The sequence below is a fragment of the Castellaniella sp. genome, assembly GCF_049650445.1.
GTDB lineage: Bacteria > Pseudomonadota > Gammaproteobacteria > Burkholderiales > Burkholderiaceae_B > Castellaniella.
In genome coordinates this window covers 1-26,864 of the sequence record NZ_JBASAD010000033.1, presented here as the reverse complement: position 1 = coordinate 26,864, position 26,864 = coordinate 1, and the positions used below count along the sequence as shown (strand labels likewise).

General features: G+C 65.8%; 24 protein-coding genes and 1 pseudogene. 4 read left to right on the top strand and 21 right to left on the bottom strand.

Annotation, left to right across the window (positions count from 1 at the left end):
• Positions 1-73 precede the first annotated feature (73 nt).
• The gene (ppsR, locus tag WA983_RS10810) at positions 74-907 is read left to right on the top strand and encodes a posphoenolpyruvate synthetase regulatory kinase/phosphorylase PpsR (RefSeq protein WP_424312017.1); all 834 of its coding nucleotides are present in this window, start codon (positions 74-76) and stop codon (positions 905-907) included.
• Here the strand turns inward: ppsR and WA983_RS10805 are convergent.
• From WA983_RS10805 to rpsB, 16 genes are all read right to left on the bottom strand, one after another.
• Positions 901-1,731 carry a TrmH family RNA methyltransferase gene (locus WA983_RS10805; protein WP_424312016.1) on the bottom strand — a complete coding sequence of 277 codons (831 nt, stop codon included), beginning with the start codon at positions 1,729-1,731 and terminating at the stop codon, positions 901-903. The two genes, ppsR and WA983_RS10805, sit on opposite strands and share 7 nt — an antisense overlap.
• Positions 1,728-2,339 (bottom strand): ribonuclease HII, encoded by a 612-nt coding sequence (gene rnhB, locus WA983_RS10800; RefSeq protein WP_424312015.1) that lies wholly within the window; start codon positions 2,337-2,339, stop codon positions 1,728-1,730. Before rnhB ends, WA983_RS10805 begins: the two co-directional genes overlap by 4 nt.
• Positions 2,326-3,561 (bottom strand): lipid-A-disaccharide synthase, encoded by a 1,236-nt coding sequence (gene lpxB / locus WA983_RS10795; protein WP_424251320.1) that lies wholly within the window; start codon positions 3,559-3,561, stop codon positions 2,326-2,328. The genes rnhB and lpxB overlap by 14 nt, the downstream gene beginning before the upstream one ends.
• The gene (lpxA, locus tag WA983_RS10790) at positions 3,558-4,355 is read right to left on the bottom strand and encodes an acyl-ACP--UDP-N-acetylglucosamine O-acyltransferase (protein ID WP_424251318.1); all 798 of its coding nucleotides are present in this window, start codon (positions 4,353-4,355) and stop codon (positions 3,558-3,560) included. Before lpxA ends, lpxB begins: the two co-directional genes overlap by 4 nt.
• Positions 4,355-4,807, bottom strand: a complete 453-nt coding sequence (gene fabZ / locus WA983_RS10785) for a 3-hydroxyacyl-ACP dehydratase FabZ (protein WP_043682505.1) — start codon at positions 4,805-4,807, stop codon at positions 4,355-4,357. Before fabZ ends, lpxA begins: the two co-directional genes overlap by 1 nt.
• The gene (gene lpxD, locus WA983_RS10780; RefSeq protein WP_424251315.1) at positions 4,807-5,952 is read right to left on the bottom strand and encodes a UDP-3-O-(3-hydroxymyristoyl)glucosamine N-acyltransferase; all 1,146 of its coding nucleotides are present in this window, start codon (positions 5,950-5,952) and stop codon (positions 4,807-4,809) included. The genes fabZ and lpxD overlap by 1 nt, the downstream gene beginning before the upstream one ends.
• A 6-nt stretch (positions 5,953-5,958) precedes the next feature.
• A complete protein-coding gene (locus WA983_RS10775; RefSeq protein WP_424251313.1) occupies positions 5,959-6,510 on the bottom strand; it encodes an OmpH family outer membrane protein in 552 nt (183 codons plus the stop codon).
• 66 nt (positions 6,511-6,576) lie between these two features.
• Positions 6,577-8,940, bottom strand: a complete 2,364-nt coding sequence (gene bamA / locus WA983_RS10770) for an outer membrane protein assembly factor BamA (RefSeq protein WP_424251311.1) — start codon at positions 8,938-8,940, stop codon at positions 6,577-6,579.
• A gap of 67 nt (positions 8,941-9,007) precedes the next feature.
• On the bottom strand, positions 9,008-10,345 hold the full coding sequence (rseP, locus tag WA983_RS10765) for an RIP metalloprotease RseP (protein ID WP_424251309.1): 1,338 nt from the start codon (positions 10,343-10,345) through the stop codon (positions 9,008-9,010).
• Between the two features lie 46 nt (positions 10,346-10,391).
• The gene (locus tag WA983_RS10760) at positions 10,392-11,597 is read right to left on the bottom strand and encodes a 1-deoxy-D-xylulose-5-phosphate reductoisomerase (protein ID WP_424312014.1); all 1,206 of its coding nucleotides are present in this window, start codon (positions 11,595-11,597) and stop codon (positions 10,392-10,394) included.
• 77 nt (positions 11,598-11,674) lie between these two features.
• Positions 11,675-12,520 carry a phosphatidate cytidylyltransferase gene (locus WA983_RS10755; RefSeq protein ID WP_424251787.1) on the bottom strand — a complete coding sequence of 282 codons (846 nt, stop codon included), beginning with the start codon at positions 12,518-12,520 and terminating at the stop codon, positions 11,675-11,677.
• Positions 12,521-12,584: 64 nt separating this feature from the next.
• Positions 12,585-13,349 carry a polyprenyl diphosphate synthase gene (gene uppS, locus WA983_RS10750; protein WP_424251785.1) on the bottom strand — a complete coding sequence of 255 codons (765 nt, stop codon included), beginning with the start codon at positions 13,347-13,349 and terminating at the stop codon, positions 12,585-12,587.
• Between the two features lie 27 nt (positions 13,350-13,376).
• The gene (gene frr, locus WA983_RS10745; protein ID WP_424251783.1) at positions 13,377-13,937 is read right to left on the bottom strand and encodes a ribosome recycling factor; all 561 of its coding nucleotides are present in this window, start codon (positions 13,935-13,937) and stop codon (positions 13,377-13,379) included.
• 8 nt (positions 13,938-13,945) lie between these two features.
• Positions 13,946-14,662 (bottom strand): UMP kinase, encoded by a 717-nt coding sequence (gene pyrH / locus WA983_RS10740; RefSeq protein WP_376813053.1) that lies wholly within the window; start codon positions 14,660-14,662, stop codon positions 13,946-13,948.
• Between the two features lie 209 nt (positions 14,663-14,871).
• Positions 14,872-15,747, bottom strand: a complete 876-nt coding sequence (tsf, locus tag WA983_RS10735; RefSeq protein ID WP_424251781.1) for a translation elongation factor Ts — start codon at positions 15,745-15,747, stop codon at positions 14,872-14,874.
• A 98-nt stretch (positions 15,748-15,845) separates the two neighbouring features.
• The gene (gene rpsB / locus WA983_RS10730; protein WP_424251779.1) at positions 15,846-16,598 is read right to left on the bottom strand and encodes a 30S ribosomal protein S2; all 753 of its coding nucleotides are present in this window, start codon (positions 16,596-16,598) and stop codon (positions 15,846-15,848) included.
• A 196-nt stretch (positions 16,599-16,794) separates the two neighbouring features.
• Between rpsB and map the strand changes: the two genes are divergently transcribed.
• From map to WA983_RS10715, 3 genes and pseudogenes are all read left to right on the top strand, one after another.
• Entirely contained in the window at positions 16,795-17,613 is an 819-nt protein-coding gene (gene map, locus WA983_RS10725) for a type I methionyl aminopeptidase (protein WP_424251778.1), read from the top strand.
• A 16-nt stretch (positions 17,614-17,629) separates the two neighbouring features.
• A pseudogene (locus WA983_RS10720) lies at positions 17,630-20,254 on the top strand ([protein-PII] uridylyltransferase); the annotation flags it as partial.
• A 131-nt stretch (positions 20,255-20,385) separates the two neighbouring features.
• Positions 20,386-20,874 carry a disulfide bond formation protein B gene (locus WA983_RS10715; RefSeq protein ID WP_424251777.1) on the top strand — a complete coding sequence of 163 codons (489 nt, stop codon included), beginning with the start codon at positions 20,386-20,388 and terminating at the stop codon, positions 20,872-20,874.
• A gap of 1 nt (position 20,875) precedes the next feature.
• Here the strand turns inward: WA983_RS10715 and purF are convergent, their stop codons facing one another.
• The 5 genes from purF to lpdA all read right to left on the bottom strand — a co-directional run.
• A complete protein-coding gene (gene purF, locus WA983_RS10710; RefSeq protein ID WP_424251775.1) occupies positions 20,876-22,378 on the bottom strand; it encodes an amidophosphoribosyltransferase in 1,503 nt (500 codons plus the stop codon).
• 15 nt (positions 22,379-22,393) lie between these two features.
• The gene (locus WA983_RS10705; RefSeq protein WP_424312013.1) at positions 22,394-22,882 is read right to left on the bottom strand and encodes a CvpA family protein; all 489 of its coding nucleotides are present in this window, start codon (positions 22,880-22,882) and stop codon (positions 22,394-22,396) included.
• A 38-nt stretch (positions 22,883-22,920) separates the two neighbouring features.
• The gene (locus tag WA983_RS10700; RefSeq protein ID WP_424312012.1) at positions 22,921-23,751 is read right to left on the bottom strand and encodes an SPOR domain-containing protein; all 831 of its coding nucleotides are present in this window, start codon (positions 23,749-23,751) and stop codon (positions 22,921-22,923) included.
• A gap of 45 nt (positions 23,752-23,796) precedes the next feature.
• A complete protein-coding gene (gene folC, locus WA983_RS10695) occupies positions 23,797-25,209 on the bottom strand; it encodes a bifunctional tetrahydrofolate synthase/dihydrofolate synthase (RefSeq protein ID WP_424312011.1) in 1,413 nt (470 codons plus the stop codon).
• Positions 25,210-25,393: 184 nt separating this feature from the next.
• Positions 25,394-26,864 (bottom strand): dihydrolipoyl dehydrogenase (gene lpdA, locus WA983_RS10690; protein WP_424312010.1); only part of this gene is annotated, 1,471 nt, incomplete at its 5' end.

Below are 26,864 nucleotides of genomic sequence, written 5' to 3'. Positions count from 1 at the left end.
CTTGATCCCGGTTCGGGTGACTGGTAACCTTCGCGGATTGTACCGTTTCTGACGCTTGGTAGTTCAATAATCCATGACCGACTCTCCTATCGAACGCACAGTGTTCATCGTCTCGGACAGCACCGGGATCACTGCGGAAACCTTCAGTCACGCAGTGCTCTCGCAATTCGAGGAGGTCGCCTTCCAGTCCGTGCGTCTGCCTTTCATCGATTCGGCGGCAAAGGCCGACGCCGCCGCGCAGCGCATCGCCTTGCAGGCGGACCGGGGCGGCCCGCCCCCGCTGGTGTTCAGCACCCTGGTGGATTCAGACATGGCCGACCGCATTCGCGCCGCGCCCTGCGTCTTTCTGGACCTGTTCGGCTCCTTCGTCCATCACCTGGAAGGCGTTCTGGGCGTGAACGCCAGCCGTTCGGTCGGCCGTTCGCACACCAATGGCCTGAGCAAGCAGTACAACAACCGCATCGAGGCCATCAATTTCAGTCTGGCCCACGACGACGGTCAGTATGTTCAGGGGCTGGAGCAGGCCGACGTCATCCTGGTGGGGGTCTCGCGCTGCGGCAAGACGCCCACCAGCCTGTATCTGGCGATGCAGTACGCAGTCAAGGCCGCCAACTATCCGCTGATCCCGGAAGACTTCGACCGCGGCGCCCTGCCCGCCACCCTGCTGCCCTATCGGCGCAAGCTGTTCGGCCTGTCGATCCAGCCCGAACGCCTGGCCGAAGTCCGCAACGAGCGCCGTCCCAACAGCGTCTACGCTTCGCTGAAGCAGTGCCGCCAGGAAATCGCCGACGCCGAGCGCCTGATGCGCATGGAAAACATTCCCTGGCTGTCCACCACGACCCGCTCGATCGAGGAAATCTCGACCAAGATATTGGATGAGGTCGGCCTGGATAGAATGAGTTATTGATTTTTTTCGCGGTGCGCCGTGCGTGCTCGCACGGCGGCCACCAGTTGCTGGCGCCGCTGCTCGAACAGGCAGACGGCGGCAGCGGCAGCGACGTTCAGGGATTCGACCGCTGTGGACTGCGGGATGTGGACCCGCCAGTCGGCCAGGTCCAGCAGATCGTCGGCCACGCCCTGCCCTTCATTGCCGAACAGCCAGACGCAGGGCTGACGCAAGTCCTTGATGTACAGGATCTCGGCTCGTTCCAAGGTCGTGGCGGCCAGCGGGATGTCCAACTGGCGCGTCAGCGCCGACAGGTCAGCGTGCTCATGGATCTCCAGGGCGAAGTGCGCCCCCTGGCCGCTGCGCAGGACTTTAGGCGACCAGGCCGAGGCGCAGCCGTCCGACAGATAGGCCTGCTTCAGGCCCGCCGCCGCTGCTGTGCGCAACAGCGTGCCCAGATTGCCCGGGTCCTGGACCCGATCCAGCCACAGGCAACCAGCCGTGATGCGTGCGGGCAGCTTCGGTGCGGGTGCATCCACGATGAAGAACACGGCGGGGCCGTGCTCGACCTGGGACAGGACGGCCGCAAGATTGTCCTGCAGGACGATACGGCGACCCTGCACGCAAGCCTGCCAGATCGGTCCGACCCAGTCCAGGGACAGTGCGGATTCGCCGACCACCAGCGTCGGCGGCACGCCCTTGTGTTCCAGCCAGGCGCGGCAAAGGTGCTCGCCTTCGAGGATGACGCGGACGTCATGGCGGCCTGGCCGGCCTTGTGCCAGTCGCAGCCAGGCGCGGTAATCCGGATTGTCCCGCGAGGCGATGTGGCGTACGGGAACGGTCATAGGCCCCCTTCAAGCAGGCGGCGTACAGGCGCGAAATCGCGCCTGTGTTCGGGGCAGGGACCGAACTCCGCCAGACGGGCCAGATGCAGCGCGGTGCCATAACCTTTGTGGCGATCGAAGGCGTAGTCCGGATAGCGTGCGTGCAGTTCCAGGCAGCAGGCATCGCGTGCGGTCTTGGCAAGGATCGAGGCTGCGGAAATCGCGGGTTCCAGGGCGTCTCCCCCCACCACGGCACGGGCCTGACAGGGCAGCCCGGGGGGCACGCGGTTGCCGTCCACCAGAATCAGCGCGGGTGCCTGGGACAGTCCCTGGCAGGCCCGTTGCATGGCCAGCATCGTCGCGTGCAGGATGTTCAGACGCTCGATTTCTTCGACGTCGGCATGAGCGACGGCCCAGGCCAGCGCGCGCTCGCGGATCAGGCCGGCCAGGACTTCCCGGCGCCCGGCGCTGAGTTTTTTGGAGTCGTCCAGACCTTCGATGGGCCGGGCCGGGTCCAGGATGACGGCGGCCGCGTAGACCGGACCGGCCAGCGGACCGCGTCCCGCCTCGTCCACACCGGCAACCAGACCGTCTACTGCCAGGGTATCGAACAGATCAGGCATGGCCACGGCTGGTTTCCAGGATGGCCCGGGCCGCAAGTCCCGGTGTGTCGCGGCTGAGGGTCTCGTGCAGCGTCGTGAAGCGTTTCGTGATGCGCGCGGCCAGGTCTGCGTCGGTCAGAGCCGCCCAGGTGTGCTCGGCCAGCGCCTGCGGCGTGGCGGCTTCCTGTAGCAGTTCGGGCACGACGAATTCGCGCTCCAGGATGTTCGGCAGGCCGACCCAGGGCAGGCTCGGGGCGTCCTGGCCGGATTTCCAGGCCATGATGCGCCGCATCCAGGGGGTGATGACGTAGGAAATCACCAGGGGGCGCTTGAAGAGCGCGGCTTCCAGGGTGGCCGTGCCGCTGGCCACCAGCACGGCGTCGGCGGCTTCCATGGCATGCCAGGCGATCGGCCATTCGGACGTGTCCAGGCCATCGGCGCGCTGCCCGGCCGCAGCGGCTTCGGCGCCCTGCCCCGCGGTCGGCAAGGCCGTCAGGACCTGGCATCCCGGGACGGGATATTGCGCCAGGATGGCCTCGAACTGAGCACGGCGGTGTTGATTGACGACCGGCACGATGACGCGCAAATCCGGGTCCTGGCCGAGCAGGATCTGCGCGGCCTGCAGGAATCGGGGGGCCAGCAGGCGGATCTCCGATTCACGGCTGCCCGGCATCAGGGCCAGCACCCGGCCCCCAGGCTCCAGGCCCAGGCGTGCACGTGCAGCCGCACGATCCGGCCGCACGGGGATGAGTTCGGCCAGGGGATGGCCCACGTAGGTCACGGGCACACCCTGCTCGCGGTACAGATCGACCTCGAAGGGGAACAGCACCAGCATGTGCGAGACCGCGCGGCGGATCTGGTGGATGCGCTCGAAGCGCCAGGCCCAGATCGAAGGGCCGACGAAATGCACGGTGGGAATGCCGGCCGCGCGCAGCTTTTCTTCCAGGCGCAGATTGAAGTCCGGCGCGTCCACGCCCACGAATACGTCCGGACGCCATTCCAGCGCGCGGCGGCGAGTGTCGCGCCAGGTGCGGATCAGGCGTGGCGCCTGGCGCAGCGCGTCGACGTAGCCGAATACGGACAGCGCATCCATGGGGTGCCAGGCTTCGAAACCCGCACGGGCCATGGCCGGACCGCCGATGCCCATGGCCTTGACCTGAGGATCGTGCGACTGAAGGCCGCGGAGCATGCGCGCCGCCAGCAGGTCGCCGGAAGGTTCACCGGCCACGATGGCGGCGGCAAACGTCATGGCCGGGCAATACCTCGGCCGGATGCGCGCAGGAAGTCGACCAGCGTCTGAACGGCCGGCGCCTCGGCCGGTCGTTCGGCCTGGAGAGCCACCAGGGCTTCGATGGCTTGTTCCACACTGAGCTGGCGCCTGTAGAGGATCTTGTAGGCGTCCTTGAGCGCCTGCACGTCAGCCGGTGTGAAGCCGCGCCGGCCCAGGCCCTCGGCGTTGATGCCGACCGGCCGGAACGAGTCGCCCGCGCCGATCATGTAGGGGGGCACGTCCTGACGCACGGAACTGGTGCCGCCGATCATGGCGTGTGCGCCGATGCGCACGAACTGATGCACTGCCGACAGGCCGCCCAGGATGGCCCAGTCGCCGATGTGGATGTGGCCGCCCAACTGGACGCTGTTGGAAATGACGATATGGCTGCCCAGTTGGCAATCGTGCGCGATATGCACGTAGGCCATGATCCAGTTGTCATCGCCCAGCCGGGTCGTGCCCACGTCCTGGGCGGTGCCGGTGTTCACAGTCACGAACTCACGAAAGGTGTTGCCCGCGCCGATTTCCAGCGCCGTGGGCTCGCCCGCGTATTTCTTGTCCTGGGGGATGCCGCCGATGGAGCAAAAACGGTAGAAATGATTGTCCGGACCGATGACGGTATGCCCATCGATGGCACAGTGCGGGCCGATACGCGTACGCGCACCGACACGAACGTGCTCACCGACGATGCTGTAGGGGCCGACGACGACGTCCTCGCCCAGCACCGCACCCGGCGCAACGAGGGCCGTGGAGTGGATCTGTGGCGCGCCCATCATTCCTCCAGGATACGCACCGCGCACATGATCTTGGCCTCGGCGGCAATCTGATCATCGACCTTGGCGACGGCAGTGTACTTGCAGATGGAGCGGCTGAGCTTGTCGGCCGAGACTTCCATGCGCAGTTGATCACCAGGCACCACGGGGCGGCGGAAGCGTGCGCCGTCCACGCCGACCAGGTAATAGGCGATCTTGGTGCTGGCCAGGTTCGGTGCGCCGGCATCGGCAAAGGAGAACAACGCGGCCGCCTGAGCCAGCGCCTCGATGATGAGGACACCCGGCATCACCGGATGGTGGGCGAAGTGCCCCTGGAAGAAGGGCTCGTTGTAGGTGACATTCTTGATGGCCACGATGCTCTTGCCCGGGTCCATTTCCAGGACGCGGTCCACGAGCAGCATCGGCTGCCGGTGCGGCAACCGTTCCATGATGTCTTTGATATCGAGTTCCATTATTGTGTGTCCTGCTTGGGGTTCGTCGGCTGGCCGGCTGTGCCGGCGGCGCCCTGTCGTTCTGCGGCACGCAGCCGCTTGCGCAATTGCGCAAGCTGGCCGATCACGGCTGCATTATGTTGCCAGGCGCCATGTTCGGCCACGGGGAATACCCCGGTATAGCGCCCGGCCTTGAGAATATCGGAGGTGACTGCCGTGCCCCCCGAGATGTGTACGTCGTCACCCAGCGTGAGATGTCCGCCGAACATGGCGGCCCCGCCGATCACGCAGCGCTGGCCCATGGTGGTGGAACCGGCCACGCCCACGCAGGCGGCCATCGCGGTGTGATCTCCGATGCGGCAATTATGGCCGATCATGATCTGGTTATCGAGCTTCACACCGTTGCCCAGCACCGTGTCCTCGACTGCACCTCGATCGACGGTGGTGTTGGCGCCGATTTCCACATCATCGCCGAGGCGCACGCCACCCAGTTGGGCAATCTTGGCCCAGGCACCGGGAGTGCGCGGATCGGGCGCGAAACCGAAGCCGTCAGCGCCCAGCACCACACCCGAATGCAGAATGGCCCGCGCGCCCACGTGCACACCGTGATACAGCGTCACGTGTGCATGCAGCAGGCTGTCTGCGCCGATACTGCTGCCTGCGCCGATGACGCAGCCCGCACCGATGCGGGTTCCTGTTTCGATGTGCACGCCCGATTCGATCACCGCCAGGGGGCCGACGTGTACGCCGTCAGCCAGCACGGCGTCATCGGCGATCACGGCGCTGGGGTGGATGCCCTTGGGCAGGCCGGCCTGACGGTGGCGGTCGAACCATTGAGCCAGCAGGGCGTACATCAGATAGGGCTGCGGGCACAACACCGCCGCCCAGGGGGGCGTGTCGGCATGGCTGGAGCGGTAGGCGTCCCAATCCTGCTGGCGCAGAATCACGGCGGCTGCACCGCAGTCATCCAATTGGGCCTGCAGGCGGGGATTGGACAGAAAACTGATCTCGGACCGGCCCGCCGAATGCAGCGAGCCGATGCCCGCAATCTTCAGCGCGCCCGCGTCCGGCACACCTGTGATGCCACACCCCAGCCCGACCGTATCGGCCGCCCGCAACAAATCGGACAATGCGGGCGCCTGATCGGGCGCGAGCAGCACAGGCATCGGAAATCAGCCGCCCAGAGCGCTGATGACCTGATCGGTGATGTCCACGCGCGGGCTGACCGTGACGGCGTCCTGGATGATCAGGTCGTAGTTTTGCTGTTCGGCGATCTTCTTGATCGCAGCATCGGCCTTTTCCACGATGGTGGAAAATTCTTCGTTGCGGCGACGGTTGAAGTCTTCCTGGAATTCGCGGCGCTTGCGCTGCAGGTCGGAATCCATGTCCTGAAGCTTGCGCTGGCGCTTGACGCGGTCGGCCTCGGACAACACCGGGGCGTCCTTGTCGAGCTTTTGCGCTTCGGTGCGCAGGCTGTCGGACAGGCGCTGCAATTCCTGATCGCGCTTCTTGAATTCGGCTTCGATCTTGGCCTGAGCCGCCTTGGCGGGCTTGGAGTCACGCAGGATACGTTCCGTGCTGACAAAACCGATCTTCGTGCCCTGGGCATAAGACGGCGCGACGAACAGCGCCCCCAGGCTCACGGCCGCCGCCAGGGCCAGCGCCCGGTGGCCACGCACGGCGCGTTGCGCCAAGGTTGAAACATTCAGACCTGAAACAAACATGATGAGGAATCCACCTAGGATCAAAGCAGCTACAAAGGGAGTTATTGTGCCATCAAACGGAGGGAATCAGAAACCCGTACCGATCTGGAACTGGAAGACCTGCTTCTGGTCGCCTTCCTTGGCGTTCAGCGCGCGGCCGAAGGACAGTTGCAGCGGCCCCAGCGGCGATTCCCAGGACAGGCCCAGACCTGCGGAGAACTTCCAGCCGCAGGGGTCGGCCACCTGGCCGTACTGGCCGTTGGCGCAGGTGGAGCCGTCGGTCGTGTCGATCTGGCCGGCGTCCGAGAACATGAACCAGCGCAGGGTACGGTCGCGCGAGGCCCCCGGGAACGGCAGGTAGAGCTGCACGTTGCCGACGATGCGCCGGGAGCCGCCCAGGTAGGTGTCGGTCAGAGAGTCGCGCGGCCCCAGAGAGGCGCCTTCGTAACCACGCACCGAGCCGATGCCGCCCGCGTACATGTTCTTGATCACCGGGAAAGCCTTGCCGCTGTTGCCGTAGGTCTTGGCCCAGTCGATCTGGCCGTTCAGGGCCAGGGTGAAGGCGCGGCCCAACGGCAGGTAGTACTGCTGCTGGCCGGACAGCTTGTAGTAGCGCAGGTCCATCGTGGAGACGTCGGTGGACACGCGGGTGTAGCTGCCCTTGTGAGGCGCCAGGGCGCTGTCGCGGGTGTCCTTGGCCCAGCCCAGGCTGAAGATGACGGCGTTGGTGACGTCGCCGTATTGATCGACAAAATTCTGGTACGCCAGCGGCGCCGGATTGGTGCCGTCGCGGCGGATGTCCTTGAGCGCGTTGCGTTCGAAGGTCGCGCCGGCGAAGATGCGATCGACTTCGGAGATCGGCACGCCGAAATTCAGGCCCAGGCCCATGGATTCGACGGTGTACCAGCCGGTGGAACCGCTGTCGGACACGTCGTACGGCGTGGTGCGGCGGTAGTACAGCGACGTGGTCTTGCTGATGCCGTCCTGGGTCCAGTACGGATTGGTGTGCGAAATCACCGCAGCACGGTTGGTCTTGCTGGTGTTGACGTTCAGGGACAGGGAATTGCCGCTGCCGAAGACGTTGTCCTGGCTGATGCCGGCCGACAGCATCAGCTTGTCGGTGGAACCGTAGCCCACGCCCAGGCTGATCATGCCGGTGGGCTTTTCCTTGACGTCGACGTTGACGTCCACCTGGTCGGGCGAGCCCGGCACCGGATCGGTTTTGACGTCCACATCGGTGAAATAGCCCAGGCGATCGATGCGTTCTTTCGAGGTCTTGATGTTGGACGAGTCGTACCAGGCGGCTTCCTGCTGGCGCATTTCGCGGCGCACGACCTCGTCGCGGGTGCGGGTGTTGCCGCCCACGTTGATGCGGCGCACGTAGACGCGGCGGCCCGGGTCGACGTAGAAATTCAGCTTGGCGACGTGATTCTCGTGATCCAGCACGGGGCTGGGATTGACGTTGGCGAAAGCGTAGCCCAGCGACCCCAGGTAGTCCGTGATGGACTTGGCCACGGCGTTGGTCTTTTCGGCCGAGAAGGTCTCGCCTTCTTTGATGGTGACCAGCGGCTGGAGCTTGTCATCCAGGCCGAGCAGATCCCCGGCCAGACCGACCTCACCCAGCTTGTAGGGCTCGCCTTCGTGCAGGGTCATGGTGACGTAGATGGCCTTGCGGTCGGGCGAAATCGACACCTGAGGCGGCTCGATGGAGAATTCCAGGTAGCCGCGGTCCAGGTAGTACGAACGGATGCGTTCCACGTCGCCCTCGAGCTTTTCGCGCGAGTATTTGTTGGTGCCCGTGTACCAGGTCATGAAACCGCCGGTGGTCAGTTCCATCTGGTCTTCGAGGGTGCTGGAGGAGAAGGCCTCGTTGCCGATGAATTCGATCTTGTCGATGGTGGCGACGTCGCCTTCGAAGATGTCGAAGCTGACGCCCACCCGGTTGCGTTCCAGCGGCGTGATGACCGGATTGATCTGGACACCGTACTTGCCCTTGGACAGGTACTGCTGCTTCAGTTCGAAGACCGCGCGGTCCAGCATGGCCTGGTCGAAGATCCGGCCCTGGCCGAAGCCGACCTGGGACAGGGATTTCGTCAGGGCCTTGGCGTCGAATTCACGCATGCCGTTGAAGTTGATCGAGGCGATCGTGGGCCGTTCTGCAACGGTGACGACCAGCACATTGCCCTGGGCGTCGATCTTGACGTCGTTGAAGAACCCCGTGCCGTAGAGTTTCTGGATGGCGGCCGAGGCTTCTTCCTGAGTGAAGGTCTGGCCGACCTTGACGGGCAGATAGGTGAAGATCGTACCCGGATCGACGCGCTCGATCCCCTTGACCTGGATGTCCTGAACCACGAAGGGCGTGAAGGCTGCTGCGATGGCGGGTGCCAGCAGGGTCGCCAGCACAAGGGGGATGGCACGCTTGATCAGACGAAAATTCCGGGGAGACGACATCCTGGCAATCCTATTTGGCCGTGGGGGGACATGCTTGAGCGATGCGGGATTGTAAGTCACAACCTCATCAACTGAAAAGCCGCGAAAAATCATTCAACAGGGCCAGAACCATGAGGCTCAGCACCAGCCCCAGACCCAGGCGCTGACCCAGGTCGCGCGCGCGTTCGGACAGCGGCCGGCCGCCGCGCAGGGCCTCGATCAGATAGAACAGCAGATGGCCACCGTCCAGCATCGGAATGGGCAGCAGATTCAGTACGCCGATGCTGATGCTGATGAGCGCCAGAAAGCCCAGGTAGGACTCCAGACCGATGCGGGCAGTGCGGCCGGCATATTCGGCGATCGTGACCGGACCGGTGACGTTTTTCCAGGAGACCTCACCCACCAGCATGCGCCCCATCATACGCAGGGTGAACAGGCTGGTGTCGGCGGTGCGCCGCACGCCCTGCCACAGGCTGTCCAAGGGGCCGAGACGCACCAGCGCTTCGGGCCGTTCTGCCCGGATCAGAGCGCCGATACGGCCGACCGGACGGCCGTCCTCCCCCGCTTCCGGCCGAGGCATCACGGCGAGGGATATCCGGTCACCCTGTCGCAGCACGATCAGGGGCAAGGTCTGGCCGGCATGCGCTTGAACGGTTTGCACAAAGGCTTCAACGGCAGGCTGGTCCAGGTCGCCGACCTTTAAAATCCGGTCGCCGGTGCGCAGGCCGGCCTGTTCGGCAGCCCCGCCCGGGACCAGTTCGCCCACCACGGGAAACGGTGCCCGCAGCGCCAACCCTGCGACCAGAAGCGGGTCAGGGCCGTCCGGCATCACCGTCTGCGGGGTGAGCCGCAGCGTGCCCGTGCGCACGTCGCCGCCGGCAGACGCCAGCGTCAGAGGAACATCACCGCCCAGGGACAGCGGTTCGATCAACTGCCAGCGGGCCTGCGGCCAGGATGCCACGGGCTCACCAGCGACGGCCGTCAGCGTGTCGCCGTCGCGCACCCCCGCCAGCGCAGCAGGGGTGCCGGCGGGTGGCGCGGCCAGCACGGCGGCTGGTTCGAGCGTGCCCCACATCCCCAGAAAGGCATAGATCAGGGCGGCCAGTACCAGATTGGCGACCGGGCCCGCCGCCACGATGGCCACGCGCCGGATCAGCGGCTGGGCGTTGAACACGGCGCGGCGCATGGCCTCGTCCGCGTCCGGCGGGGCGACATCGAGCATTTTCACGTAGCCGCCCAAGGGGATGGCCGACAGCGCCCATTCAGTGCCGTGCCGATCGTGACGGCGCAACAGCACCGGACCGAAGCCGACCGAAAAGCGCACGATGGGCACGCCCGCGCGCCGCGCCACCCAGTAATGGCCCAGTTCGTGGAAGGTCACGAGCAGGCCCAGAGCGAGGATGAAAGCGAACAGGGTCAACAGCATGGCAGGATTGAAAATACAGAAACGGGGGAATCGGGCAGTCGAGCCGTCAGACCACCTGGCAGAGGCCGGCTGCAACACGCCGTGTGTGCGCGTCCAGGTCCAGGATTTCCGCCAGAGAAGACGGCGTCTGCGCACCATGCGCGACGGAATCGTCCAGGCAATGTTCGATGATGGACGGGATCTGGGTGTAGCGGATGCGCCCGCGCAGGAAACCATCGACCGCGACCTCGTTGGCCGCGTTCAGCGCAATGCAGGCGCCCTGCCCCTGGCCCAACGCGTCGAAGGACAGTCGCAGACAGGGAAAGCGCGCCAGATCCGGGGTTTCGAAATCCAGGCGCCCCAGGCGGGCGAGCTCCAGCAGGCCGACGCCGCCGTCGATACGCTCAGGGTAGCCCAGGCCGTAGGCGATGGGGGTACGCATGTCGGGCTGGCCCAACTGAGCCAGTATGGAGCCGTCCAGGTATTCGACCATTGAGTGCACCACGCTCTGGGGATGGACAACCACCTGGATGCGTTCCATCGGCATGGAAAAAAGCCAGTGAGCCTCGATGACCTCCAGGCCCTTGTTCAACATGGTGGCCGAATCCACGGAAATCTTTCGGCCCATGCGCCAATTGGGGTGCGCGCAGGCCTGATCCGGGGTGACGGATTCCAATTGGTCCAGCGCGGTGCAGCGAAACGGTCCGCCGGAGGCGGTCAGCAGCAGCCGGCGCACGCCTTCGGCCGGGTTTGCCGGGGCCTGCGCCCGGTCGGCCGACTGGGGCAGACATTGGAAGATGGCGTTGTGTTCGCTGTCGATAGGCAGCAGTTCGGCACCCGATTCGCGCACGGCCCGCATGAACAGGCTGCCCGCCGCCACCAACGCTTCTTTGTTGGCCAGCAGGACCCGTTTGCCGGCCCGCGCCGCCGCCAAGGCCCCAGGCAGCCCGGCGGCGCCCACGATGGCGGCCATGACCGCAGTGACCTCGGGATCGGCCGCCGTATCCGCCAGCGCCTGGTCGCCCTGGCGGATTTCCGGCAGGGGCCGGCCGGCCGGCCAGGCGGCGACGAAGCGCGCCCGAGCGGCGTCATCAGGCACGATCACCACCCGCGCCGCGTGCCGCGCCGCCTGCTCGGCCAGCGATTCGATCCGGCTGTGCGCGCTCAGGGCATGGACGGAGAACCGGTCGGGATGACGCGCCACGACGTCCAGCGTGCTCACGCCGATGGAACCGGTCGAGCCGAGGATGCAGAGGCGGTGTTGAGCGGACATGGTGTTGGAGCCTGTGGAATCGGAAACGGAAAAGCGCCGGATGAATGAACGGATGCGGCCGGCCTGGAGCAGCGTCTCTAGCGAGCGGCCAGCGTCAACAGCAGGACGGCGGCCGGCGCCACCGGCAGCACCGCGTCGATGCGATCGTACACGCCGCCGTGGCCGGGCAGCAGCTGGCTGGAGTCCTTGACCCCCGCGCGGCGCTTGAGCAGCGATTCGAACAGGTCGCCCAGAATGGACCAGGCGGCCAGCATCACGCCGGCCACGATCAGGCCAACCCAGCCCATGCGCGCCAGCAGCAGCGCACCGAAGCTGTCCGGCCACCACATGGCCGTGGCGACCAACCATGCAGTGGCCGCCAGAATGCCGCCGGCCGCGCCTTCCAGTGTCTTGCCGGGGCTGACACGCGGCGCAAGCTTGTGGCGGCCCAGGCTGCGGCCCGTGAAATAGGCCGCGATGTCGGCCGCCCAGATCAAGGCCCACAGACTGATCAGCGCCGCCGCGCCGTGGCGCAGAAAGACCCAGGCCAGCGCATACCAGGTCGCGGCCAAGGTCAACACCCCCAACAGCGCCAGCATGCCGGGCCGGCAGGCGTCCGGCACCTGGGCACGCACCACGGACACGGGAGCGAGAGTCAGCCAGAACAGAACGGCCAGCGGCAGCAGATACGATGCGAAAACGGCTTCCAGCGTCGGCTGGCCGTCGCTCAGCAGGCGGGAGAGCGGTACCAGCACGAGAACGGCCAGCACCGCACCGCCCCAGCGCACGGCGGCGCTGTCGATGACCAGCCGCAGCCATTCCCACAATGCGCAGCCGATCATCAGCCCCAGCAGGGCCAACATCGGCCAGGGAGTCGGGGCAGTCACGGCGGCTGCCACGATCAGCAGCAGGACGATGGCGGTGAGAATGCGCTGGCGCAGCATGGATGGTATTCCTCAGGGCCGGTGTGGACGATTCAGGAAGGAAATCGCAAGGCCTGCGCGCCGCCTAGACGGGGTCGCGCAATTGGGCGCTGGTGCGGCCAAAGCGCCGTTCACGTCCGCGGTACCACGCGAAAGCCTCATCGAGCTGCCCGGCGTCGAAATCCGGCCACCAGCAGTCGGTGAAATACAGCTCAGTATAGGCGAGCTGCCAGATCAGGAAATTGGAGATGCGCTGTTCTCCGCCGGTGCGGATGAACAGGTCGGGCTCGGGTGCGTAGGCCATAGCCAGCCGGGGCGTCAGGGCGGCTTCGTCCAGTGCCTCGGGGTGAGCGGCCAGATCGGGGCTGTCAGCCAGCAAGGCCCGGGTGGCCTGCAGGATGTCCCAGCGGCCGCCATAATTGGCGGCGATGGTCAAGGTCAGTGCCGTCTGTTGGGCGGTGCGCTGCTCTGCGGCCTCGATCAGACCGCGCAGATGCGCATCAAAGGCCGAGAGGTCGCCCACCACGCGCAGGCGCACGCCCTGGGCTTCCAGCCGGTCGACCTCTTTTTCCAGAGTGCGCACGAACAGCCGCATCAGAAGAGAGACTTCCTGGGCTGGCCGTCGCCAGTTTTCGGAACTGAAGGCGAAGAGTGTCAGGTAGCGCACACCTCGATGGCCACAGGCCTCGACGATGCGGCGCACGGCCTGGACGCCGCGTATGTGCCCTGCCGTGCGCGGCAGCATCCGCCGGGTCGCCCAGCGGCCATTGCCATCCATGATGATGGCGACATGCCGGGGCACGTCCCCGGTCTCGGGAATGGCAAGCGTGGAAGAGTGAGTTTCGATCATGCGCCGTGGCGTCGCCTGGACGGTCGATCAGACCGTCATGATCTCGGCTTCCTTCTGAGAGACCAGCTTGTCGATCTCAGCCACGTAGCGGTCGGTGAGCTTCTGCACCTCGTCCTGGCCACGGCGATCGTCGTCTTCCGAGATTTCCTTGTCCTTGACGAGCTTTTTCAGGGTTTCGTTGGCTTCACGGCGCAGATTGCGCACGGCGACCTTGGTGTCCTCGCCTTCGCCGCGCACGACCTTGGTCAGATCCCGGCGGCGTTCTTCCGTCAGGGCCGGCATCGGCACGCGAATGTTGTCGCCCATGGCGATGGGGTTCAGCCCCAGGTCGGATTCGCGGATAGCCTTGTCGACCGGGCCCGCCATGGTCTTTTCCCAGACCTGCACGCTGAGGGTGCGGGCGTCGATCACGGTGACGTTGGCAACCTGGCTCACCGGCACGAGGGAACCGTAGTATTCGACATGCACGTGGTCCAGAATTCCGGCATGGGCGCGACCCGTGCGGATCTTGGCCAGGCTGGTCTTCAGGGCTTCGATGGATTTTTCCATGCGCTCGTTGGCCGAGCTGCGGATGTCGGAAAGACTCATGAGGATTCCTATACCTGAACCAGGGTGCCTTCATCCTCGCCGCAGACGACGCGCCGGAGGGCTCCTGGTTTATTGATCGAAAAGACCTTGATCGGCAGCTTCTGGTCGCGGCACAGCGCGAAAGCCGTGGCGTCCATGACTTCGAGACGACGCACGATGGCTTCGTCGAAGCTGATGCGCGAATAGCGCGTGGCGTTCGGGTCTTTGTTGGGGTCGGCGCTGTAGATGCCATCGACCTTGGTGGCCTTGAGCACGATTTCGGCCCCGACTTCGGCACCGCGCAACGCGGCTGCCGTATCCGTCGTGAAGAAGGGATTGCCAGTGCCGGCCGCGAAGATGACGACCTTGCCTTCTTCAAGATAGCGCAGGGCCTTGGGGCGGATGTAGCGCTCGACCACCTGGTCGATGTTCAGGGCCGATTGCACCCGCGTGTCGACGCCATGGTTCTTCAGCGCATCCTGCAGCGCCAGGCCGTTCATGACGGTGGCCAGCATGCCCATGTAGTCAGCCGTGGCACGGTCCATGCCTTGGGCGCCCGGCGCCACACCACGGAAAATATTGCCTCCGCCGATCACGACGGCCAACTGTACGCCAAGGGACACGATGCCGTGGATTTCCTCGGTCATGCGAAGTATGGTCGCGCGGTTGATGCCGAAGGCATCGCCGCCCATCAGAGCCTCGCCCGAGAGTTTCAGGAGAACGCGCTTGTAGGCAGGAGTGGACATGCAGGATTCCTGGAAGGAAGAATAATCGTTGAAACTTGAAACATACTGCAGTACGGATACCGGGATGTGCCTGAACACGGCTCAGCCCCTGGGAACTGAACCGTGCCGGCATATCCAAAGCGGCGTGCAAGCCGTACAGCGGGCAGACAAGCGAAATGCGCGATGCAAAAAGCTTGCTTGCCCGACGGTTGCGCTAGAGTACTACTAAATCAGGAACCGCTGGCGGCGGCAGCGACTTCAGCAGCGAAGTCCTCGGACTTCTTCTCGATCCCCTCGCCCACCACGAACAGTGCGTAGCGGTTGATGCGGGCCGATTTTTCCTTGAGCATCTGTTCGACGGACTGCTTGTCGTTCTTGACGAAGGGCTGCGACAGCAGCGTGACTTCCTTCAGGAACTTCTGCACGGAGCCTTCGACCATCTTGGCGACGATCTCGGCGGGCTTGCCGGATTCGGCGGCCTTCTGTTCGGCCACAGAGCGTTCGGCGGCGATCAGCGCGGGATCCACGCCGTCCGCGTTCAGCGCGCGGGGCTTGGTCGCGGCGATGTGCATGGCCAGATCCTTGCCGACTTCTTCGTCACCGGCGAAGTCCACCAGCACGCCGATACGACCGCCATGCACGTAGCTGTTCAGGCCGTCCACGGTGTCGAAGCGCTGGAAGCGGCGTACGGACATGTTTTCACCGATCTTGCCCACCAGGTGGGTACGCACGGATTCGACGGTGCCGTCGCCCATGGCGCATGCGCCCAGGGCGTCCAGGTCGGCCGGGTTGCGCTCGGCGACGAGGCGGGCCAGGTCGTTGACGAAGGCGATGAAGTCGTCGTTCTTGGCGACGAAGTCGGTTTCGCAGTTGACCTCGACCAGCGCGCCGGCCTTGCCGTCAGCGGCGATGTACAGGCCGACCAGGCCTTCAGCCGTGACGCGGCTGGCGGCCTTGGAGGCCTTGCCGCCCAGCTTGACGCGCAGCAGTTCCTCGGCGCGGGCCAGATCGCCCTCGGCTTCGGTCAGGGCCTTCTTGCATTCCATCATGGGCGCGTCGGTCTTTTCGCGCAGTTCCTTGACCATGGCGGCGGTGATTTGAGCCATTTTGTTTTCTCCTGTTCAATCAATGCGCGCGCCGACGAGCGGCGCGCGACGAATCCGCCGCAGATGGGCGGCGGACCGGGACGGCGGAAGGCCGGAAATTATTCCTGGTCCTGGTCCTGCTCGACCTCGATGAATTCCTCGCCTTCGGCCAGTTCTTCGACCAGGCCATTGAGGCTCTGTTCGCGGCCGGCCAGCACGGCGTCGGCCATGCCGCGCGCATACAGCGCGATGGCCTTGGAGGAGTCATCGTTGCCCGGGATCACGTGATCGATGCCTTCGGGCGAGTGGTTGGTGTCGACCACGCCGACCACCGGGATACCCAGCGTGCGGGCTTCGGCCACGGCGATCTTGTGGTAACCCACGTCGATCACGAACAGGGCTTCGGGCAGCGTGTTCATGTCCTTGATGCCGCCGATGGACTTGTTGAGCTTGTCCATTTCACGGGCGAACATGAGCGCTTCTTTCTTGCTCATGTGCTCGGTGGCGCCTTCGGCCTGCTGGGCTTCCATGTCCTTCAGGCGCTTGATCGAGGTCTTGACCGTCTTGAAGTTGGTCATCATGCCGCCCAGCCAGCGGCTGTCGACGTAGGGCATGCCGCAGCGCTGGGCTTCGGCGGCGACCAGTTCACGGGCGGAGCGCTTGGTGCCGACGAAGAGCACGTTGCCGCCGCGCGCAGCGACCTGGCGCACGAACTGGCTGGCTTCCAGGTACTTTTCAACCGTGCGTTCCAGGTTGACGATATGAATCTTGTTGCGTTGGCCGAAGATGTATTCGGCCATCTTCGGGTTCCAGTAACGGGTTTGGTGGCCAAAATGGACACCGGCTTCCAGCATTTCGCGCATGAGCGACATGAAAATTCTCCGAGAGGGTTTGGTCTTGTACCTGGCCAGTATCCGGGACTAACATGAAAGAAGGCTGAAGCTTCAATTACTACCAAAGCTTTTCCACACTTCCATCTCGTCGCGCACACCCTTGGGCGACCAGGCACGCTATTTACAGCTAAGCCTATAATTCTACTATTCATCTCGTTCATACAGCAAGCACCCCATGAGCCCAGTCATCACCGATCCCCAAGAACTCGACCAGATGCGCGCCGCCTGCCAGGCCGCCGCCAGCATCCTGGATTACCTCGAACCCCATGTGCGTGCCGGGGTCACGACGGGAGAGCTCGAACGTCTGTGCATGGACTATCTCACCAACACGCTGCACGTCAAATCGGCCACCGTGGGCTACGCGCCCCCGGGCTACCCGCCCTTCCCGGCCTCGATCTGCATCTCGGTCAACCACGTCATCTGCCACGGCATCCCCGGCGACAAGGTTCTGAAGAACGGCGATATCCTGAACATGGACATCACCATCATCAAGGACGGCTGGTTCGGCGATACCAGCCGCATGTACTGCGTGGGCGAGCCGTCCATCCTGGCCCGCCGCCTGATCGACACCACCTACGAATGCATGTGGCTGGGCATCGACCAGGTCCGCCCGGGCGCAACGCTGGGCGACATCGGCCACGCCATCCAGAAGCACGCCGAGAGCGCGGGCTTTTCCGTGGTGCGCGAATACTGCGGCCACGGCGTCGGGCGGCGCTTTCATCAGGACCCCCAGGTGTTGCACTACGGCAAGCCCGGCACGGGCGTGCGCCTGGAACCCGGCATGATCTTCACGATCGAGCCCATGATCAACGCCGGCCGCCGCGAAATCCGCACCCTGGCCGATCAGTGGACAGTCGTCACACGCGACCACAGCCTGTCCGCTCAGTGGGAGCACAGCATCCTGGTCACCGACGACGGTTACGAAGTGCTGACGGTCTCGCCTGGCATGCCGGCGCCCCCGGCCTTCACCAAAGCCGCCCGCACGGCTGCCTGACCACAGGACCATGACCATGCGCCCGGGCACCCGCCTGCCCGCCGGCGAACCGGGGCGCCTCGACACCGCTCTGACGGACGTCGATCCATCCCGGCCGGCTCTGGCCGAATTGCGCACCCGGCTGCAGGCGCGTCAGGCCGAGGCCATCCAGTCCTGGCGTCTGCACTTGCGGCCCGATACGCTGCTGACCGCTCTGCGGCGCATCGCCGACGACACGCTGCGCGGCCTGTTGAAGATCCATCCGCTGCCGGCCGGCGCCTGCGCAGCGGCCGTTGGCGGCTATGGCCGCGGCGAACTGTATCCCGGTTCCGACCTCGACATCCTGATCCTGCTCGAACGCGCCCCGGACGCTGCTGCCCGCGAACGCATCGAGGCCCTGGTCGCCGCCCTGTGGGACATCGGCCTGGAACCCGGCCTGAGCGTACGCACCCTGGAGCAATGCCGCCACGAGGCCGCCGCCGACATCACCGTTCAGACTTCCCTGCTGGAGGCCCGTTGGCTGGCCGGCGGCCGGTCGCTGTTCCAGCGCTTCCGCGCACAGATGCAGCAGGACCTGGATCCCCAGGACTTCTACCTGGCCAAACGCACCGAAATGCAGCAGCGGCATGCGCGTCACCAGGACACGCCCTATGCGCTGGAACCCAATTGCAAGGAGGCCCCCGGCGGATTACGCGATCTGCAGGTGCTGCTGTGGCTGGCGCGCGCCGCCGGTCTGGGGTCGACCTGGACCGCCGTCGCACGCACCGATCTGCTGACCTCGGCCGAATTCCGTTCCCTGCGACGGGCGGAACTGGCCTTCAAGCGCTTGCGGATCGAGCTGCACCTGCTGGCTGGCCGCCGCGAGGACCGCATCCTGTTCGACCTGCAGCCGCGTCTGGCCGAGGTCTATGGTTTTACCGACCAGCCCCACCGACGCGCCAGCGAACTGCTGATGCAACGCTATTACTGGGCGGCACGCGTGGTCTGCCAGGTCAACCGCCTGCTGATGCTGGCGCTGGAAGAACACCTGTTTCCCCAGCCGCAGGACGAAACCGTCGCGCTGGACGCGGATTTCTGCGTCCGCCGCGAGCGGCTGGCCCTGGTCCGCGAGGACGCCTTCGAACACGCGCCCAGCCTGCTGCTGAAGGTCTTCCTGGTTGCGCAACAGCACCCGGAACTGCGCGGCATGGCCGCCGGCACCCTGCGCGCCATGTGGCACGCCCGCCACCGTATCGACCGGGCGTTCCGCGACGATCCGATCAACCGCAGCCTGTTCCTGGACATCCTGCGCCAGCCGCGCGGTATCGTCCATGCGCTGCGCGACATGACGATGTGGAACATCCTGCCGCGCTACCTGCCGGTGTTCCGGCGCATCGTCGGCCAGATGCAGCACGATCTGTTTCACGCCTATACCGTGGATCAGCACATCCTGATGGTGATCCGCAACCTGCGCCGCTTCACCATGCCCGAACACGCCCAGGAATATCCCCTGGCCAGCCAATTGATCGCCGACCTGGACGAGCATTGGCTGCTGTACGTGGCGGCTCTGTTCCACGACATCGCCAAGGGGCGCGGCGGCGACCATTCGCAACTGGGTGCCGCCGAGGTGCGGCGTTTCGCCCGCCGCCACGACCTGCCGCGCGAATCCGTCGAATTGCTGGACTTCCTGGTGCGCGAACACCTGACCCTGTCCCAGGTGGCCCAGAAGCGCGATCTGAGCGATCCCAGGGTCATCCACGCATTCGCCGCCCGGGTCGGATCCCGGCGTCGCCTGGCCGCCCTGTATCTGCTGACCGTGGCCGACATCCGCGGCACCAGTCCCAAGGTCTGGAACACCTGGAAAGGCAAGCTGCTGGAAGACTTGTATCACCGGACGCTGGCGGCCCTGGGGGGCGAACAGCCCGACACCCGGACCATCCTGGCCCTGCGCAAGGACGCCGCTGCAGCGGAAATCCGCCGGATGGGACTGCGCGACGACAGCCGGGAAGCCTTCTGGTCGCAACTGGACGTGGCCTACTTCCTGCGCCATGACGTCAATGAGATCGCCTGGCACACGCGGCACCTGTACCACTGTTTCCAGGGCCCCGATCCCGTCGTGCGCGCCCGCGTCCTGGGCCAGAGCGAAGCCTTGCAGATCCTGACCTACGCGCCCGACCGGCCGGACCTGTTCATGGACATCTGCACCTATTTCGACCACCGTGACCTGAGCATCCAGGACGCACGCATTCACACCACGCGCCAGGGTTGGGCGCTGGACAGCTTCATCGTGCTGCTGCCGGAACACGAGCGCGACTACCGCGCCTACGCGACGCTGATCGAACACGAGTTGCGCGCCGCACTGGACGGCGGGCCGACGGCGCACCGCGCTGCCCGCGCACCGAACCAGGGCTCGCGCCGGTCGCGGGCCTTTCCGATCATGCCCAGCGTGGTGCTGCAGCCCGATGAACAGGGCGGCAACTGGCGACTGTCGGTCACGGCAGCCGACCGCGTCGGTCTGCTGCATGATCTGGCGCGGGTCTTCGCCCGCCACGCCGTGAGCCTGAGAATGGCCAAGATCATGACGCTGGGCGACCGTGTGGAGGATATCTTCGTCCTCGACGGCCCCGGCCTGGAACACCCGCGCGGCCAGATGCAGTTCGAGCGCCAGGTGCTGGACACGCTGGGCGCGGCGTCCGCCGCCGCCACGCCCGGGGCGCCGGCGACTCCGGTGAACTTTAGCGATCCGGCAGGCTCCAACCCTCAGACCAATTCCACGAATCCAACCAGCCCCACGAACCGGAACCCCTCATCCTCATGACTTTGACCCGCTCCGACCGTCTCCTGCGTCTCATCGGCCTGCTGTGCCTGGTTGCCGTGGGCTTTGCCCTGATCTCGCAACATGTGCTGGGCATGAAGCCCTGCGCCTGGTGCGTGCTGCAGCGCTTGATCCTGCTGGCCATCGCCGCCGTCTGTGGCCTGGCGGGCATGGGTTGGGGTTCGGTCCTGGTGCGCCGCGCGGGCGCCGCGATCGCGGCCGTCCTGGCGGGGAGCGGCATCGTCGCCGCCTGGTATCAGTACAGCGTGGCCTCGCAGATGTTCTCCTGCGCACAGACCTTCGCCGATCGCTTCATTTCGAGCTCGGGGCTGGACGCCGCCCTGCCCTGGCTGTTCGGCATCTATGCAAGCTGCATGGACGCCCGCGTCACCCTGCTGGGTGTGGAATACGCGCTGTGGGGCCTGATGCTGTTCATCGTCTGCGCCGTGCTGGCGCTGGCCGCACTGCGGCGCGCCGTCCGGACCTGAATCAGCTTTCTTCGGCAGCCGCCACCATGGCGCCGGAGCGCTGCGGCAGGTTCCGGGTGCTGCGCAGCAGCTCCAGATAGGCCTCGTCGATGTCGCCAGTGATGTAGCGGCCATTGAAGCAGGACGACTCGAAGGTGTGCATGGCCGGATTCAGGTCACGCAGGGATTGTTCCAGATCCTCCAGGTCCTGGTAGACCAGGCCATCGGCACCGATCTCGCGTGCGATCTGCGCCTCGTCCCGTCCGGTGGCGATCAGTTCAGCCTGGGTCGGCATGTCGATGCCGTAGACGTTCGGGTAGCGGACCGCCGGAGCGGCCGAGGCGAAATAAACCTTGTTGGCACCCGCCGCCCGGGCCATATCGACGATTTCACGACTGGTGGTACCGCGCACGATGGAATCGTCGACCAGCAGCACGTTCTTGCCACGGAATTCCATGTCGATGGCGCTGAGCTTCTGGCGCACGGATTTCTTGCGCACGGCCTGACCGGGCATGATGAAGGTGCGGCCCACGTAGCGGTTCTTGATGAAGCCCTCGCGGTAGTTCAGCCCCAGGCGCGCGGCCAGTTGCATGGCCGAGGGTCGTGAGGAATCCGGAATCGGCATGACCACGTCCAGATCGCCCAGCCGCAAGGTCTTGGCGACCTTGTCCGCCAGGTATTCACCCATGTGCAGGCGCGCGTCATAGATCGAGATCCCGTCCATGACTGAATCAGGCCGGGCGAAATAGACGTATTCGAAGACGCAGGGCGTCTGCTCCAGGCCGGGTTCGGCACAGGCCTCGGCGCTGAACTCGCCATCCTCGGTGATGACGACGGCCTCGCCGGGCGCGATGTCGCGTACCAGAGAAAAACCGCTGCCGGTCAGCGCCACGGATTCGGAGGCCAGCATCCACTCGGTGCCGGATGCGGTGTCGTTGCGGCCCAGGCACAGCGGCCGGATGCCGTGCGGGTCACGGAACGCCACCAGGCCAAAGCTGCTGATGTTGGCAATCACGGCATAGGCGCCCTTGGCGCGCCGGTGTACCGCGCGCACCGCCTGAAACACCGCGTTCGCGTCCAGGGTGACCCCGTTGGACGCCTGCTGCAGTTCGTGGGCGAAGACGTTGAGCAGGACTTCGGAGTCGGAGTTGGTGTTGATGTGGCGCCGGTCGTGCTTGAACAGAGACTCGCGCAATTCGCGCCAGTTGGTCAAATTGCCGTTGTGCACGAAGGTGATGCCAAACGGCGCATTGACGTAGAAGGGCTGGGCCTCGTCCACGCTGGCGCTGGAGCCCGCCGTGGGATAGCGCACCTGCCCCACACCGCTGTTGCCGGGCAAGGCCCGCATGTTGCGCGTGCGAAACACGTCGCGCACCAGACCATGGGCCTTGTGCATATTGAAGAACTGATCGTGCGCGGTGGCGATGCCTGCCGCGTCCTGGCCCCGGTGCTGCAGCAGCAGCAGGCTGTCATAGATCAGTTGATTGACGGGGCCGCGCCCCACCACACCCACGATTCCGCACATAAGAATGAATTCCGGCTAATAGGGAAGCAGTTCCGCCACCTGGGTCGGCAGCAGCGATTTGACGTGTTGAAAGCCCCGGACGACGGCCTCGGAGGTGCGCGCGTCCCGCCACCAGGGTTCTTGAGGAAGCTGGGTATAGCCTGCCAGGCCCACCAGGGCCAGGACCAGCACGATGCCCCGCACTGCGCCGAACACCGCACCCAGACCGTGATCGGCCGGCGTCAGGCCGGTGCGCTCCACCAAGGCGCCCAGCGCCATGTTCAGCAGGCCGACCAGCAGCAGGGCCAGGATGAAGACCACCCCGTAGGCGGCCAGCGTCCGCAGCAGGCCGTTGTCGATCAGGCCCAGCAGCCAATCCGACGCCATCGGCCCCCACCAGATGGCGGCCACGAAAGCAACGATGTAGGCGACCAGCGACAGGACCTCGCGCAGGAAGCCACGCAGCAGACCGATCAGGGCCGAGACGGCCACGACGGCCAGAACGAAATAGTCGAAGCTGGTCACGTGCCGGAGGTCAGGGGCAGGAAATCATGGCCCGGCCATCACTTGCCGGAGATCAGGCCGTTCTGGTAGCCCAGCGCCCGCAGCCGGGCCTGAGCCGCCTGGGCGGCCTCGTGGGAGCCGAAGGGTCCCACCCGCAGCCGGTAGACGGTGCGACCGTTGGACTGGCCGCGTTCGACGTAGGCGTCGGAGACACCGGCCTGGCGCAGGCTGTCGCGCCGCGCGTTCGCATCCTGTTCGGTCGTGTACGCAGCCACCTGGAGATAATAGCGGCCCCCGGCAGCGGGCTTGGAATCGGCGCGGGCCGCAGGCGGGGTCTTGCCGGACAGCAAAGCCAGGGCAACGGAGCCATCGTCTGTGCGATCGGCCGGCGCACGGCCGGCGGCCGGTTTTTCCGTACCGGCACGCTCAGCGGGTTTGGGCTTGGCGGGTTCAGCGGCGGGCTTTTCGCTGGTCGGTTCGGGCTGAGCCTGGGCGGGTTCGGGCGCAACGGCGATCGCTGGCGGCACGAGCCGGGGCAGTTCGGACGATTGAGTGGGATCGGCCTGTTCTTCGTCGCCGTCACCGGATGCGGCGGCGAGCGGGCCGGGATTGCGGGTGACTTCGGAGGGGGTGGAATCCGGCGAGGGAGTCGGTTCGGTCGCCAGCGGCAGGCCGGCCACTGGCGCGGGCACCACGATCGGCGCGTGGGCGTCGTCGGGCACGGGTTCGTCGAACAGCCAGGGCACGACGATGAAGGCCGCCAGCACCAGCGCCAGGGCGCCGATCAGACGGCGGCGGGCTTTGACGCGCAGTTCACGAAGCTGGGCCTCGGTCCCGGCGGATCGTGCCGGTGCGCGTTGTCCCGTTTCGGTTCCTTTGCGAAAAAACATCGTGCAGCCAACCCATCAAAAGTGGCGGATCGGCCTCTGGCCCGATCAGGACAGGACATCCCGGCCTTCGTGGCGCAGGACGTCTAGCACAGGGCCGACCGTGGCAAACGATCCGAACACGAGGATTCTATCATTGTCGGTCGCCTGCTTTCGGGCCTCGGCAAAGGCTTGTTCCGGACTGTCATAAGTTGAAACCTGAACGTCCCGGACGGCTACGGCAGGCCGGGGCTCGGCCCGGACACCAGGCTTGTGCCCGCCCGCGGGCCGGGCAAGCTCATGAGTCTGGGTGATGAACGGGTCCACGGGCGCCTGCTCGCCGCTGATGCGGCGCACAGTGTCGGCCAGTTCCTGCGCGGTGGTGCCGCGCGGCCCGCCCAGCGTGGCGCACAGCCAGCGGTCCACCCGCCGCACCAGGCGCGACAGCGTGGCCTCGATGTCCTTGTCATGCAGCATGCCGACCACCGCATAGGTATGCGGGTAATGGCCCATGCTGTCCAGATTCTGGCCCAGCGTCGAAGCGGCGTGCGGATTGTGGCCCACATCCAGGATGGTGGCGGGCAGGCCTGGCAGGATCTGCATGCGGCCCGGCAGACTGACGTGCAGCAGGCCCTGGCGCACGTCCTGCTGCGTCACCACCAGACGGTCGCGCAGGGCCTCCAGGGCCGCCAGCGCGGCCGAGGCATTCAGCAACTGGTTGGCGCCGCGCAGGGCGGGATAACCCAGTGCCGAGCGGCGCTGTGAACGCCCGCCATAGGCCCATTGCTGACGATCGCCGGAATAGTTGAAATCGACCCCGACACGCCAGAGATCCGCACCGATCGCTTCGGCATGGTCGATCACGGTGTGCGGCGGCATCGGATCCGCGCAGATGGCGGGCCGTCCGGGCCGGAAGACGTGGGCCTTTTCCAAGCCGATTGCCTCGCGGGTATTGCCCAGATACTGCGTATGGTCCAGGTCCACGCTGGTCAGGATGGCGCAATCGGCGTCGATCAGGTTGACCGCGTCCAGCCGGCCGCCCAGGCCGACTTCCAGCACCACGACGTCCAGACGAGCGGCCTGGAACAGCAGCAGCGCCGCCAGCGTGGTCATCTCGAAATACGTCAGCGTGACGCTGCCGCGCACGGCCTCGATGCGCTCGAGCTGCGCCACGATGTCCGCGTCGCTGGCCTCTTGCCCATTCACACAGATGCGTTCATTGAAGCGCAGCAGATGAGGCGAGGTGTATTTGCCGACCTTGTAGCCCGCGTTCAGCAGTATGGATTCCAGCATGGCGCAGGTGGAGCCCTTGCCATTGGTGCCGGCCACGGTGATCTTGACGCAGTCCAGGGACAGGGCCAGGTGATCGGCCACGGTACGGATGCGATCCAGGCCCAGGTCGATGGCTTTTGGGTGCAGGGTTTCGAGATACGCCAGCCAGTCGGCGAGCGCGGCGCCCGGGGCGGGAGCAGAAATGGACATGAGCGGACTTCAGCAATGAAAACGGCAGGTGCCGATAGTAGCACCTGCCGTTTCAAGACACACCGGACATCCCTACTACCTGCGCAGTCTGCGGGTTGAAGTGGGCTCCGGCCGCCGGACCGCCCCAAGGCCGGAGGGCCCCCTCCAGGGGCAGCAAGCGGCCGCAGGCTGCGCAGCGTGGGGGCTACCTCTTTCGCGCCGGCGGCACGTCCGTGCAATGCCCGTCAGCCACTTCGGCGGCCATGCCCACGGATTCGCCCAGCGTCGGGTGCGGATGGATGGTCTTGCCGATGTCCACGGAATCCGCGCCCATCTCGATGGCCAGAGCGACCTCGCTGATCAGATCGCCTGCGTGGGTGCCGACGATGCCGCCCCCCAGGATGCGGCCGGTTTCCGCGTCGAACAGCAGCTTGGTGAAGCCCTCGTCGCGGCCGTTGGCGATGGCGCGGCCCGATGCCTGCCAGGGAAACAGGCCTTTCTTGACGGCGATGCCGTCTTTCTTGGCGGTTTCTTCGGTCAGACCGACCCAGGCCACCTCGGGGTCCGTGTAGGCCACCGAGGGAATCACGCGGGCGTCGAAGAACGCCTTGTGGCCGGCGATGACTTCGGCGGCCACGTGCGCCTCGTGGACGGCCTTGTGCGCCAGCATGGGCTGGCCCACGATGTCGCCGATGGCGTAGATGTGCGGCACGTTGGTGCGCATCTGCTTGTCCACGGTGATGAAGCCACGGTCGGACACTGCAACCCCGGCGTTTTCCGCACCGATCTTCTTGCCATTGGGCGAACGGCCGACGGCCTGCAGCACCAGGTCGTAGCACTGGGGTTCCTTGGGGGCAGCCTCGCCCTCGAAGGTGACCCAGATGCCGTCTTCCCCGGCCTGCGCCCCCACCGTCTTGGTGTTGAGCATGACGTGGTCGAAACGCCTGGCGTTCATCTTGTCCCAGACCTTGACCAGGTCGCGGTCCGCACCGGTCATCAGCGTGGGCAGCATTTCCACCACGTCCAGGCGAGCGCCCAGCGCGGAGTAGACCGTGCCCATTTCCAGACCGATGATGCCGCCGCCGACGATCAGCATGCGCCTGGGCACCGACTTCAGGGCCAGCGCACCGGTCGAATCGACGATACGCGGGTCGTCCGGCAGGAACGGCAGCTTCACCGACTGGCTGCCGGCGGCGATGATGGCCGAAGCGAACTTGACCGTGGCCTGGCTGCCATCCGCCTTGTCCACCGTCAGGTGATGCGGGTCGGCGAAGGTGCCCACGCCCTGGATGACCGCGACCTTGCGGGCCTTGGCCATGCCGGCCAGACCGCCGGTGAGCTTGCCCACCACCGAGTCCTTGTAGCCGCGCAGCTTGTCCAGGTCGATCGTCGGCTCACCGAAGGCGATGCCGTGTGCCGCCAGGGTCTTGGCTTCCTCCAGTACGCCGACGGTGTGCAGCAGCGCCTTGGACGGGATGCAGCCGACGTTCAGGCAGACGCCGCCCAGGGTAGCGTAGCGCTCGACCAGGACGACCTTCAGGCCCAGGTCTGCGGCACGGAAGGCGGCCGAATAGCCGCCGGGGCCCGCGCCCAGCACCAGGACGTCGTATTCGCCGTCGGCTGCGCCGGAAAACTGCGCAGGCGTCGGCGCCGGGGCTGAGGGCGCAGGCGCAGGC